We start from the raw sequence: 13344 nt of genomic DNA on the forward strand, positions 1-13344 counted from the left end.
CATTAACGGCGCCGGGCAGGCGCGGCGCAGGGCGGCACATGTAAAGCCAGGTAAATGCCGTGCGCGCTTCGGCAGGAGGCATTGATACCATCCAGGCATGCACATCCTCTGGAGCTACCTGCGCCCGCACTGGCGCCTCGCCGTCCTGGCCCTGCTGCTGGCGGGCCTGGCACAGGTGCTGAACCTGGTCGACCCGATCATCTTCGGGAAGATCATCGACGACTATGCCCTGCACCCGGGCAGCAAGACCGACGCGCAGCTGGTGTCTGGCGTGCTGCGCCTGCTGGGACTCGCGGTGCTGGTGGCCCTGCTGTCGCGCCTGGCCAAGGCGCTGCAGGAATACGTGACGCGCCTGACCGTGCAGCGCCTCGGCGTCGCGATCTTCAACGACGGCCTGCGCCACGTGCTGCGCCTGAAGTACCAGGAATTCGAGGACCTGCGCAGCGGCGAGACCCTGTCGCTGCTGCAGAAAGTGCGCGCCGACAGCGAGCGCTTCATCAACACCTTCATCAATACGGTGTTCGCGTCCCTGGTCGGGGTCTCCTTCCTGATCTGGTACGCGGTGACCAAGCACTGGCTGCTGGTGCCGGTGTTCCTGGTCGGGGTGCTGGTGCTGGGCGGGCTTACCGGCCTGCTGTCGCGCGAGATCAAGACCCAGCAGCGCTCGATCGTGCGCGAGACCAACCGCAACTCCGGCTTCATCACCGAGTCGCTGCGCAACATCGAACTGATCAAGAGCCTGGGCCTGACCTTCACCGAGATCCGGCGCCTGCGCGAACAGACCGACAGCATCTTCGCGCTCGAGATGGAAAAGGTGAAGCGCATCCGCCTGCTCTCCTTTTTGCAGGGCAGTACCCTGAGCCTCCTGAGGCTGGCGATCCTGTTCGCGCTGCTGTGGCTGATCTTCCGCAACGTGCTCTCCACGGGCGAACTGATCGCGATGCAGTTCATCTCGGTGGCGATCTTCGCGCCGCTGCAGGAGCTGGGCAACATCATCCTGGCGCACCGCGAGGTGGAGGCCTCGCTGCTCAACTTCCGCACCCTGATGGACAAACCGATCGAACGGCGTCCGCAGGACTTCGTCGAGATCGGCCCGCTGGAGCAGATCCGCTTCGCCGACGTGGGCTTTCGCCACAAGGGCGCGCCGGAGGATTCGCTGGTCGACATCTCCTTCAGCGCCGCGCTGGGCCAGACCCTGGCCTTCGTGGGGCCGTCGGGATCGGGCAAGTCGACCCTGGTCAAGCTGCTGGTCGGCCTGTACACGCCGGCGCGCGGCCAGGTGTTCTACAACGAGATCTCGACCGAGGACCTGCGCTACAACGAGGCGCGCCGCCAGATCGGCTTCGTGACCCAGGAGACCAACCTGTTCGCCGGGACCATTCGCGACAACCTGCTGTTCGTGAAGCCGGATGCGACCGACGAGCAGATCATGGCGGCGATGGCGCAGGCCTCCTGCCTGAATCTGCTCGAGAAGTCACCGGAAGGGCTGGACACCGTGATCGGCGAACGCGGCATGAAGCTGTCGGGCGGCGAGAAGCAGCGCCTGTCGATCGCGCGCGCCCTGGTGCGCGAGCCGCGGCTCCTGATTTTTGACGAGGCGACGTCGGCGCTCGATTCGCTCACGGAAGAGCAGATCACCAACACGGTGCGGAGCATCTCGGCGCGCGCCAGCCAGATCACGATCCTGATTGCGCACCGCCTGTCGACCGTGATGCATGCGGATACGATCTACGTGCTGGAAAAAGGACGCGTCGTGGAAACCGGTTCGCACGAGGTCCTGGTGTCGCAGAAGGGCCTGTACTACGCGATGTGGCGCCAGCAGATCGGCGAGCGGCCGGTGCCGGCAGGCGCGCTTCAGGCGTCCGAAGGGTAGCGCAGCCCGATCTGGGCGCGGATCTGGTCGAGCAGGGTCATCAGCATGAGCGTGTCTCCGTGCGTCATGAGGGGATGCTCGATCAGCCCATCGCGCAGGCAGCGCCCCGCCTCGATCGCTTCATGGGTGTAGCCGTTGCCGAGGTAGGGCGTCGGGATGGTGCGCGAGGAACCATCCTGCAGGTCGACCGTGATGCGCTCGGCCAGGTGGAACATGCGGTGCATGCGGATGCTGCCCCTGGTGCCGGAAACGATGAGCTCCGAGGCCGAGCGGGCGCGGATCGAGCAGCTGCAAATCGACAGCGTACCGCCGCCGTGCTTCATGGTGAAGGCCGTGGTCGCATCGACACCGGTCTCGCTCATGATGGCCTGCGCCTGTACCGTTTCCACCCTGCCCAACAGGGCGCAGGCGATCGACAGCGGGTAGATGCCGAGGTCGAGCAGGGCGCCGCCGCCCAGTTCGCGCTTGTTGACGCGGTGTTCGGGATCGAGCGTGGCGGAGAAGCCGAAGTCGGCATGCACCTGCGTGACCGTGCCGATCTCGCCAGACGCCATGATGCGCTTCACCTCGGCCAGCGCCGGCATGAAGCGGGTCCACATGGCTTCCATCAGGAACAGCTGTTTTGCCCGTGCCAGCGCCACCACTTCGCCGGCTTCGCGCCGGTTCATGGCGAAGGGCTTTTCGCACAACACCGCCTTGCCGCCGCCGAGCGCCAGCAGCGCGTTCGCGGCGTGCATGGGGTGGGGCGTGCCGATGTAGATGATGTCGACGCCATCGGCGCCGGCCAGCTCCTCGTAGGAACCGTAGGCCTGCTCGATGCCGAGTTCGCGCGCGAAGGCCTGGGCATTGTCCAGCGTGCGCGAGCCGACCGCCGCCAGCACGGCGCCGGGCGCGTGCTTGAGGCCGAGCGCAAAGGCGCGCGCGATGCCGCCTGTGCCCAGGATGCCCCACCGTACCGTTTCACTCATCAGAGAGCCTCCCTCACCTTGAGGTAATCCTTCAGCACGGTCACCACCAGCCGGTGGTCATCCGGACCCGGCAGGCCCGAGACGGTGATGGTGCCGACCTGGCCGGTTCCCTTGACCACCACCGGGAAGGAGCCGCCATGTGCAGCATACTCCCGGATGTCGAAGCTGGGAATGGCATCGATGTCGCCGCCGTTCTGCACCACCTCGGTGTGGACGTAGAAGGAGCTGTGGCCGGTACGGTTGACCAGCTTGCTCTTGCGGCGGATCCAGTCCCCATGGTCGGCCGGCGCACCGGTCATGCCGTGGGCGAACAGCACCTGGCCGTTGCGTGCGATCTCGACGCTGATCACCTGCTTGTTGGCGCGCGCCAGTTCCACAAGCTTGAGACCGATCTCCAGCGCCGTATCGTTGCTGAAGCTGTCGAACTGCAGCAGCTGTTCCTGGCGGCGCAGGACGTCCAGCGCATTGCCGTGTTCACTCATGGTGCGGGCCTGTGGCGTGAGTTCGGACAGCGCAGCCGTCAGGTAGACCAGCGGCGCGTTCCAGTTGATGGCGACCTCGTTGCTGGCGAAGCTGCACACGTGGTCGAGATAGGACAGGGCCGGCAGCGTGCTCGGGTAGGGCCGGCATTCCGCCTTGTCCTGCTGGAAGGGCTGTGGCCCGCCGGTGACCCAGCCCGGCACCGGCGCCGCGACGCTGTCGCCCTGCGAGGGCCGGTGGTGCGGATGCATGGAGGGCCGCGCGCCGAAACCGGTGACGAAGGAAAGCCCTAGCGCATTGCGGCCGAGGACGTAGTCGAGCGCGGACTGGGCGGCTTCCAGGTACTCGCGCTTCCCGTTCAGACGGTAGCCCTGCACCAGCATCATGGCTTGGTTCAGCATCACGGCATTGCTGCCCCAGACGAAGTCCTGCGCCCGCATCGGGACCCGGTAGGCGGAGCTGCGCCATTCTGCCGCTAGGCGCGCGGCCAGGCCGTCGATGCGGGCGGCGATCAGGGCGTGGTCGGCGAGCGGGGTCAAGCGCGACCGGTGGTGGGCCAGCGACATCCAGGCCAGGCCGCGCACGTCGTCCCAGGCGGGATAGGTGGCGGACACCGTCTCCGGCTGCATCGCGAGGTAGTAGCTGTCCTTGCCCGTGCTGATGTAGAGCTCCGCCGCGGCCCAGGCCAGCTCGTCGTCCACGCGGGCGTCGCCGTATTCGCCGGTGACGACGTCGGGCGGATTCTTGAACAGCACGGCCGGATTGGCCTGCGCCCACTTCCAGGCGTTTTCGGCGGCCGTCAGCATCTTCGCGGCCATGCCGGGATACTGCTTCTGGTAGGGCGCCAGCACGCGGCTGGCCGCGGCCATGGTGGCGGCAAAGTTGAGAGCAGCCGAGGTGCTCTTGGCGACCACATAGCGCGGTTCCTTCATGGCCAGGTGCGGCATGACCATGGCGTCGAACTTCAGGTTAGTGAGCTTATGGTAGACACCACCGTCTGCCGGGTCCTGCATGCTCAACATCCACTCCAGGTTCCACATGGCCTCGTCGACGACGTCCGGGACGCCGTTGCCGGATTCAGGGATGTTCACGTCCAGGCGCTCGAACCAGGCCGGGAAATGCTCGTAGGCGGCCAGCAGCGTATAGGTCGAGATGCCCGAGCTGGGCAGGTATTTGTTGTAGTCGCCGGCGTCGTACCAGCCCCTGGAACTGGCGATGACGCTGCCCGCAGGACGGGTGCTCGATGCCGCCGAGGCGTGCACCCGCACGCGATCATCCGGATGTCCGGCGGGCCGGGCATAAACACCGGCGTGCTTCGGCGCCAGCGCGATGGCGCTGCGGTTGAAGTAGTAGGCCTTCAGCGAGGCGGCGCCCAGCGCCCGGTAGGCATCCGGGCCGACCGTGAACGGATCGGAGGGCGCCAGGCCGTCGACCTTCACGCGGTAGCGCCCCGGCACGTTGACGCCGCTGAAGCCGGCGATGCGTACCGTCTCGCCTGATGCATCCCAGCGCACCGGGCTGCCGAGGGTGCCGCTGAAGACCGGCTTGCCCTCCGCATCGACGATGTCGAAGCGCCCGCCCTTTGCCTCCGCGGGCACGACGGCCAGCTTCTGTGACGCCGGCAGGAAGGCGAGCTGGTTCACCTTGATGATCGCCTCGGGTGCGGCCAGCGCGCCGCCGGCCGCGCACAATGTCAGCAGCAGGGACAGCCGCTTCATGCCGGCACCGCCCTGGCCTGCCCATCCTTTGCCGGCGTGCTGCCGTCATCGTGGTAAAAGGGCGCGAACCAGGTCGCCAGGAAGGAAGGAATCGTCGCAACCATCACGAACACGAAGTAGCTGACGTAACCCATCATCTCCTGCAGGTGGCCACTGACCACGCCCGTCACCATGCCGCTCAGCGCCATCAGGCCGGTGCCGAAGGCGTAGTGCGTGGTGGTGTACTTGCCCGGCGCGAGCTGCTGCATCAGGTAGATCATGAAGCCGACCGCCCCGAAACCGAAGAAGAACTTCTCGATCACGACCCCCGCCGTTATGGCAAGCAGGCTACTGGGCAGGTAAATGCTCATGATGAGGAAGGTGACGTTCGGGATGTTCACCGCGCAGCACAGCACGAACAGGGTCGCCTTCAGTCCGCGCCTGGCCACGTACCAGCCGCCCAGCAGGGAGCCGAGCAGCACGGCCGCCAGGCCATAGGTGCCGTAGATCAGGCCGAGCATCTCGTTGGACAGACCCAGCCCACCTTTCGACACCGGGTCGACCATGAAGAAGGGGCCGATCTTCTCGAGAAAGCCGATGCTGAGCCGGAACAGGAAAGCGAAGGCGATCATGCGCCATACGCCGCGCTTCTGGAACAGGGTGACGAAGGCGTCCAGCAGGATGCGGCCGGCGTCGCGTACGCTGGAGGGTGTGTCGGCTGCCCGCGCCCCTTGCGGCATGAAGCGCAGGTGCCATAGCGCCATCAGAAGGGTGATGCCGGCGACCAGGAAGAAGATCACGCGCCAGGCGTCGATCCAGTCCGGCCCGAAGATGGTCGGGTCATGGCCGAACACCTTGGTGTGCAGGTAACCGCTCAGGAACACCATGCCGCCGGCCGCCACGATGGGGCCGATATTCCAGGACAGGCTCTGGATGCCGCAGTAGAGCGACTGGGCGCGCGTGTCCAGCGAGGTGACGTAGACGCCGTCGCTGGCGATGTCCTGGGTGGCGCCGATGAAGGAGAGCGCGAAGAACACCACCATCAGGAAGCCCATATAGCCGGGCAGTCCCAGGGACAGGCCGACACCGGCAAAGCCCAGGCCGATCAGCACCTGCGCGCACAGCACGAAGAACTTCTTGGTGCGGTACATCTCGACGAAAGGCGCGAACAGCGGCTTGATGGTGTAGGCCAGGATCAGCAGGCTCGAATACTGGGCCGCGCGGCCGTTGTCCATGCCGAGGTTCTTGAACATGATGGCGGTGACGCTGGTGAGCATCACGTAGCCGAGCGCCATCGTGAAGTAGCCGGTCGGCACCCACAGCAGCGGCGATACGGCGGGTTTAGCGGACCGCATGTTCGACCTCCGCGTGGGTCGGCGAAACTGAACGGACGCGGCGGCGTGGTCGCGCCGGCGCAGGATGACGCTGCAGATGGTCGGCCAGGATGCCAGCCGCGCCGGTCAGGGCCGGATAGGGCGCCGTGATGACCCAGGTCGGAATCTGCGCGGTAAAGGTGCTGAAGCGGCCCTTCTTCTCGAAGCGGGCGCGGAAGGGCGAGTCAATAAAGTACTCGCCCAGGCGTGGTACCACGCCGCCGCCGATGTAGACCCCGCCCTGCGCGCCCAGCGTCACCGCCAGGTTGGCGGCGACGGTGCCGAGCATGCCGCAGAAGCAGTCGACCGCTTCGCGGCTCAGGGCATCGCCGCCGCTCAGCGCGCGCGAGACGATCTGCGCCGGAGACAGCTCTGCGTCGAAGGCAATGCCGCGGCCAGCCGCCAGCGCTTCGCGGATCAGGGCGATGCCGGGACCGGAGACGAAGCGCTCGGCCGACACATGGTCGTAACGCTGCCAGCAGTAGCGCAGGACGTCGACTTCGCGCTCGTCGAGCGGGGAAAAGGCGACGTGGCCGCCTTCGCTGTGCAGCGGCACCCAGCGCCCGCTTGATGCGAGCAGGCCGGAGACCCCGAGGCCGGTGCCGGCGCCCACCAGGCCGATGGCGCTGCCGGCCCGCGCGGCGCCGCCGCCCACCTGCATCAGGTCGGCCGGACCCAGCGCGGGAAGCGCCATCGCCAGCGCGGTGAAGTCGTTCACCACCAGCAGGGTCGTGAGCTTCAGTTCCGCGCGCGCGGCCTCGATCGAAAAGCCCCAGTGGTGGTTGGTCATGCGGATGGCGTCGCCGTCGACCGGGTTGGCGATCGCGATCACGGCATGCGCCACCGGTGCGCCGCAATGCGCCAGGTAGGCGTGGACTGCATCCTCCAAGCGCGGGTAGTCGGCGCAGGCCAGGGTCAGCATGGCCTCGATCCTGCCGGGACCCGTCTCGAGCGCGAAGCGGGCGTTGGTGCCGCCGATGTCGGCCACTAAGCGTGGCCCGTCGATGTAATCGTTCATGTCTCCTCCTTCTTATGTGCGGCCGGCGTTCTAGCGACGCCGTGCGGCCAGGAATTCGCGGTACCACAGCGCGCTGTCCTTCAGGGTGCGCTGCTGGGTGGCGTAGTCGACGTGGACAATGCCGAAACGCTTGCTGTAGCCGGAATTCCACTCGAAATTATCCAGCAAGCTCCACAGGAAGTAGCCTTTCACATCGACGCCCTGCGCGATCGCCGCATGCAGCGCAGCCAGGTGGCTGCGCACGAAAGCAATGCGTTCCTGGTCGTGTACGTGGCCGTCGGCCACCACGTCCGCATGCGCCATGCCGTTTTCCGTGATGTAGATCGGCGGCAGCGCGTATTCGGATTTCAGCTTGAGCAGCAGTTCCGGCAGGCCCTGCGGGTAGATCTCCCAGCCCATGTCGGTGAATCCGAGCTTGCCCGGCATCGGCTTCGGCGGGTTGTCGGTGCTGCACCAGGCGCGGAAGTAGTAATTACAGCCCAGGAAGTCGATCGGCTGGTGGATGATGTCGAAGTCGCCCTCCTGCACGACGGGCGCGTTGGCGCCATGGCCGCGCAGCGCCAGTTCCGGATAATGGCCCTTGAAGATCGGGTCCATGAACCACTGGGTCGAGCGTGCGTATTCGAAGGCGGCGGCGTCGCGGTCGGCCTGCGAGTCGGTGGCCGGGTCGGCGGTCCACTGGTTCAGGACGATGCCCAGCTTGGCGCTCCGGTTCAGGGAGCGCATGGCGCGCATCGCCAGGCCGTGCGAGAGCAGAAGGTGGTGCGAGACCTGGATCGACTGCTTCAGGTCCGCCACGCCCGGCGCGAACTGGGCGTTGCCGTAGCCGAGGTTGGCCGTGCACCAGGGTTCGTTGTGGGTGGCGATCGCCTCGATGCGGTCGCCGAAGCGGCGCGCCACTTCATGCGCGTAGTCGGCGAAGCGGTGCGCGGTGTCGCGATTGAGCCAGCCGCCATCAATCTGCAGTCCCTGCGGCAGGTCCCAGTGGTAGAGGGTCAGGTGGGCGCGGATGTCCTTGGCGGCCAGTTCGTCGAGCAGGCGGTCGTAGAAATCGAAACCCCGTTCGTTCCAGGCGCCCTTGCCGTTCGGCTGGACGCGCGACCAGGCCATCGAGAAGCGGTAAGCGTCGACGCCGAGGCCGGCCATCAGGTCCACGTCCTCGCGGTAGCGGTGGTAGTGCTCACAGGCGACGGTGCCGTCGCTGGCGTCCTTGATGTTGGACCGGTTCTGGCAAAACGTATCCCAGATCGACGGCCCCTTGCCATCGGCGTCGGATGCTCCCTCGATCTGAAAGGCGCTGGTGGCGACGCCCCAGGTGAAATCGGCAGGAAAATCGTTGATGGAGTCGAATTCGGATTCGAAGGAGGATCGCTTGGTCATGGGACGCTTATCTTGATTGCAAAAAGGCGGCGGGCCGGTGTCCGGGCCCGCCGCTGCTGACGGCTTTAGAAATCGAAGCCGGTGTTGATGCCGATGGTGCGCGGCGGTTTGTACTGCGCCAGCCACGGGCCGAAGCCGTTGAAGGCGCTGGTCTTGATCTTCTTGTCGTTCACGTTGCGCACGAACGCGTCGACCCACCAGCCCTTGTTCTGGTAGCGCAGGCCGAGGTCCGCGGTGGCATACGACTCCTGGCGGTCTTCCGCACCGAGGTTGAACACGGAGAGTTCCGCATCGGTCTCGTAGTGCGCGGTGATGCGCGGCACCAGGGTCGCGCCACTGGCGAAGCGGAAGGTATGCTGGTACATCACCGTGGTCGAGAAGCGCGGCGCGTGCGGCAGGGTATTGCCGCCGACGTCGAGGCAGCGGTCGAACTCGGGCTTGGCCAGGCAGGGACTCGGCAGCGTGTAGTCGTTGGAGCCGGCGATCAGGGCGCCCAGCTTGGTCTTGAGCAGGGCGACGCTGACCGACAGGCGGTCGTCCGGCGACAGGCGCGCCGCGATCTCGGATTCCAGGCCATAGACTTCCGCTCCTTCGGCGTTCTCGATGGACAGGCCGCGGCTGCCGTCCGAGAAGTTCACCGGCGAGTTGAACTGGAAGTCCTTGAAGTCCATGTAGAACAGGGCGTTGTTGAGCTTGACCGCGCCGCCCATGAAGGAGCTCTTCGAGCCGAGCTCGTAGTTGGTGAGGGTCTCGGGCTGGTAGGTCAGGCCGCGGTCCTGGGTGCCGCCCGACTTGTAGCCGGTGGAGACGCTGGCGTAGACCATGTGGTCCTTGTTCAGGTCATAGTTGACGCGGCCCAGCCAGGTGACTTTGCTGCCGCTGAACTTGCCGTCGTTGCCCGGCACGTCTTCTTTGAAGCCCGGCTGCACGCGCGGGTCGATCGAGGGACTCAGCGGCAGCTGCGGCGCCGCGGCGTTGTAGGCCCAGGTGTAGGCACGGCCGCCGATGTTCTCGCGCTTGTCGCGGGTGTAGCGCGCGCCGCCGGTCAGGTGCAGCTTGTCCGACAGGTTCCAGGTGGCCTGGCCAAAAGCCGCGGTGGAGTCGACGGTTTCCTTCGGCTGGATGAAGGAGCCTTGCCACACCACGCTGCCGCTGTCCTTGGTGCCGTTCATGATTGGAATGTCGAAGCGGATGCTGTTCTTCTCGCCGCCGTAGTAGGCGCCGACCTGCCAGTCGATGGCGCGGGCGCCGGTCGACTGCAGGTAGACCTCGTGGCTCTGGCTGCGGTAGTCGGAATCGGTGGTGGTGTGCTCCTGCCACACGCCGCCCGAGCGCACCGAGGTCGGCAGCACCGCGCCGCCGTCCTGGTCGAAGCGCATCGTGCCCTTGTACTTGGAGAGGCCGGCGATGTAGTGCAGGGCCATGTCCTGGTTGAGGTCCCAGCTCAGGCGGCTGCGGATGTTGTGGCTGGTGCGGTCGATCCAGGGCGCGCTGTCGCTCAGCATCGACCAGTGCTTCTGGCCTGCGCGCGGGGTCTGCATCAGGTTGGCGCTGGGGGTGCCGCGGTCGTCGAATTTTTCGTAGGCGACGTTCCAGCGCAGTGCCGGCGTGATCTGCCACAGCAGGCTGATGCGGGCGGCGCTCTGGTCCTGGGCATTGTATTTCTTGTCGCCGACAGCCCACTGGTTCGGGTCGATCGGACGGAAGGCCGCTGCGGCGCCGCCGGCGGCGAGGTAGGCGGCGCGCTGCTGGTCGAGCGGCACGCCCGGGAATTTCTGATAGTCGACGTAGCCGTCGTGCTGCTCGTGGACCACGGCGAAGCGCAGGGCGGCGGTATCGGACAGCGGCACGTTGACGGCGCCGCGCATGCCATAGCGGTTGTAGTCGCCGACGCCGCCTTCGACATAGCCGCTGCGGCTGTTCAGTTCCGGCTTGATGGTCTGGATGTTGACCGCGCCGACGGTGGAGTTGCGGCCCCAGAGCGTGCCCTGCGGGCCGCGCAGCACTTCGATGCCCTCGACGTCGAACATCAGGGCGGTGGCGCCTTCCGCACGCGGCGAGTAGACGTTGTCGACAAACGAGGCGACTTCCGGGTCGGCGTACTGGGTCTTGGCGCTGTCGTTGCCAATGCCGCGCAGGGTCATGGTGGTGACACCGTGGTCGCCCTGGGCGGTGGCCTGGAAGCCCGGAACCAGCTGCACCACGTCAAGCATGGTCTGCACATGGTTGTCGGCCAGGGTCGCGGCGGACAGCGCGGTGATCGCGATCGGGGTCTTTTGCAGCGAAGTGGAACGCTTGGTCGCGGTGACGATCACTTCGGCCATGCCATTGCTGTCGATTGCGCCGGAGGGCGCGGTGGCTGCCGGGCCGGGCGCGGTCTCGCCCGGACGCGCCATGTCGGGAGCGGTCTGGGCGGACGCGTTCCCGATACCTGCCACGAGGGCAAGCACGGCAAGGTGAATGGGGGCGAAGCGCCGGCGCTGCGGTGCGAAGGTGTTCATGCTGTCTCCAATATTCGAATTTTTGAGTTTTATTGATCTAATGCATGCGTTTCAAGAAAACGGTTTCATAATTCTTGAAAACGATTTCATGCTAAATCTGCTCCTGATAAGAAGTCAAACAAAATTTTGAAAAAGTTAACGAACAGCTGTTCGTAAACCAGTGCCGTCAAATCTATGAAAGATTTTCATGGCGTGTTAAGCTCGACGTATCGGCCCTTGCATAGCGAACGCATTCATGAAAAACGACGAGAGCAGCACGACTACCCTGAACCAGGTTGCCCAGGCGGCCGGTGTGTCTCCCGCCACGGTGTCGCGCTTCCTCAATGGCACCGCCAAGGTCGCCGACGAGAAGCGCCGCACCATCGAGCGCGTCATCGAAGAACTCAACTACAAGCCGAACCGCCTGGCCCAGAGTCTGAAGATGGGCAGCACGCGCACCATCGGCGTACTCACCCAGTCACTGGAGAGCGGTTACTTCAACCGCGCCATGGTCGGCATCGAGGACGCGGTCAAGGCCTCCGGTTATGCGCTCCTGATCATGAGCGGCCACTGGCACGCGGACGAGGAAGCGGAGCGGGTCGAACTCCTGATCGCGCGCCGTGTCGACGGCGTGGCCATCCTGACCGGGAACATGAGCGACAGCCAAATCCTGGACTTCTCGCGGCGCGTGCCGATCGTTGCCTTCGGGCGCAAGGTGGCGGGCGAGCGCGTGCTGAGCTTCGGGCTCGATAACTACCGCGGCGCCTGCGAAGCGGTCGAGTTCCTGGTCGAGCAGGGACACCGCCGCATCGCGATGATCACCGGTCCGGCCGACCACGAGGATGCGCGTGCGCGCCTGGCCGGCTATTGCGACACGCTGGCCAGGCACAAGATCGAGGTCGACAAGGGCTTGATCGTGCCGGGCGACTTCCAGGAATCGGGCGGCCTGCTGGCGGTGAACCAGCTGCTGGCCTCGAACCAGCGCTTTACCGCGATCTTCGCGAGCAACGACCTGACCGCCTATGGCGCACGGCTGGCGCTGTACCGCCGCAGCATCCGGGTGCCGGACGATATCTCGATCGTCGGCTTCGACGACCTGCATAGCTCGATGTACACGACGCCGCCGCTCACCACGGTGCGCCAGCCGCTGTACGAAGTCGGCACCAACATCGGCCGCATGATGCTGGGCATGCTGGGCCACGAGCAGCCGGAGATGGACATGCCGGCGCTGAGCCTGATCGTGCGGGAATCGGTGCGGCGCATCTGATCGCGGCTGACGCTTCGACTTCATTCGAAGCGTTCAATAAAAATCGCTTGCAATTAAATAGCGCGCTATGTAATATTCCGTCCATGGCAGCGAAGACGGAGCAGATCCAGATGGCTGCCACATCAGCATCAAACAAGTGCATATAAGTAGTGCGCTATTTAATCGAGTTAAAACAACCGGGCAGCAGCCCGCAACCAGCAAAGGAGCATCACCATGGCAATCGAAAAAGTCCTCTACCGTGCAAGCGCCAAGGCCACCGGCGGCCGCGATGGCCGTGCCGTCTCGTCCGACAATGCACTCGACGTCAAACTGTCGACCCCGAAGGAACTGGGCGGCGCCGGCGGCGACGGCACCAATCCCGAGCAGCTGTTCGCTGCCGGCTACTCGGCCTGCTTCCTGGGCGCGATGAAGTTCGTGGCGGCTAGAGACAAACTGAAGATCTCGCCGGACGTCTCGGTGCAGGGCAGTGTCGGCATCGGCCCGATCCCGACCGGCTTTGGCATCGAAGTTACGCTGCAGATCAGCCTGCCTGGCGTGCCGGAAGAGGAAGCGCGCACCCTGGTCGAGCGTGCGCACATCGTCTGCCCGTATTCGAACGCGACCCGCGGCAATATCGACGTCACCCTGGAACTCATCTAATTAATGAAAGCGGGAGAAATGCGCGCTGTGTATGCCGCATATTCGCGATCCCTATATTTAACAATTTGATGCGCTAAACGGCGATTCCGGAAAGGGATTGCTTATGGCGGGAAATGCGAATTCAGCATAATGCTGAGTTCGCATTTCCCGCCTATTTTTTTGCCCGGTT

The 13344-nt window shown here is 65.3% G+C and carries 9 protein-coding genes; 3 read left to right on the forward strand and 6 right to left on the reverse strand.

What is annotated here, in order from left to right; all coding sequences use genetic code 11:
• Positions 1–97 precede the first annotated feature (97 nt).
• Positions 98–1873: an ABC transporter ATP-binding protein gene (locus GV068_RS16305; protein ID WP_159699976.1), complete on the forward strand. Its 1776-nt coding sequence runs from the start codon at positions 98–100 to the stop codon at positions 1871–1873.
• Here the strand turns inward: GV068_RS16305 and GV068_RS16310 are convergent.
• From GV068_RS16310 to GV068_RS16335, 6 genes are all read right to left on the reverse strand, one after another.
• Entirely contained in the window at positions 1855–2841 is a 987-nt protein-coding gene (locus GV068_RS16310; protein ID WP_159699979.1) for a Gfo/Idh/MocA family protein, read from the reverse strand. The genes GV068_RS16305 and GV068_RS16310 overlap by 19 nt on opposite strands.
• Entirely contained in the window at positions 2841–5039 is a 2199-nt protein-coding gene (locus GV068_RS16315; protein ID WP_159699982.1) for a heme-degrading domain-containing protein, read from the reverse strand. Before GV068_RS16315 ends, GV068_RS16310 begins: the two co-directional genes overlap by 1 nt.
• Positions 5036–6373 (reverse strand): MFS transporter, encoded by a 1338-nt coding sequence (locus GV068_RS16320; RefSeq protein WP_159699985.1) that lies wholly within the window; start codon positions 6371–6373, stop codon positions 5036–5038. The genes GV068_RS16315 and GV068_RS16320 overlap by 4 nt, the downstream gene beginning before the upstream one ends.
• Complete coding sequence (locus tag GV068_RS16325; RefSeq protein ID WP_159699988.1) at positions 6360–7409, reverse strand: glucokinase; 1050 nt, start codon at positions 7407–7409, stop codon at positions 6360–6362. Before GV068_RS16325 ends, GV068_RS16320 begins: the two co-directional genes overlap by 14 nt.
• A 30-nt stretch (positions 7410–7439) precedes the next feature.
• A complete protein-coding gene (locus GV068_RS16330) occupies positions 7440–8789 on the reverse strand; it encodes a GH1 family beta-glucosidase (RefSeq protein WP_159699991.1) in 1350 nt (449 codons plus the stop codon).
• Between the two features lie 65 nt (positions 8790–8854).
• Positions 8855–11290 (reverse strand): TonB-dependent receptor, encoded by a 2436-nt coding sequence (locus GV068_RS16335; protein ID WP_159699994.1) that lies wholly within the window; start codon positions 11288–11290, stop codon positions 8855–8857.
• A gap of 235 nt (positions 11291–11525) precedes the next feature.
• On the opposite strand from GV068_RS16335, the gene GV068_RS16340 reads away from it, so the two are divergent.
• Both GV068_RS16340 and GV068_RS16345 read left to right on the forward strand, forming a co-directional pair.
• A complete protein-coding gene (locus GV068_RS16340; RefSeq protein WP_159699997.1) occupies positions 11526–12536 on the forward strand; it encodes a LacI family DNA-binding transcriptional regulator in 1011 nt (336 codons plus the stop codon).
• A 213-nt stretch (positions 12537–12749) separates the two neighbouring features.
• Positions 12750–13175 carry an organic hydroperoxide resistance protein gene (locus GV068_RS16345; protein ID WP_159700000.1) on the forward strand — a complete coding sequence of 142 codons (426 nt, stop codon included), beginning with the start codon at positions 12750–12752 and terminating at the stop codon, positions 13173–13175.
• The last annotated feature ends 169 nt before the right edge of the window (positions 13176–13344 follow it).

Origin of the sequence: Massilia sp. 9I (assembly GCF_902506415.1) — a bacterium.
GTDB lineage: Bacteria > Pseudomonadota > Gammaproteobacteria > Burkholderiales > Burkholderiaceae_D > Telluria.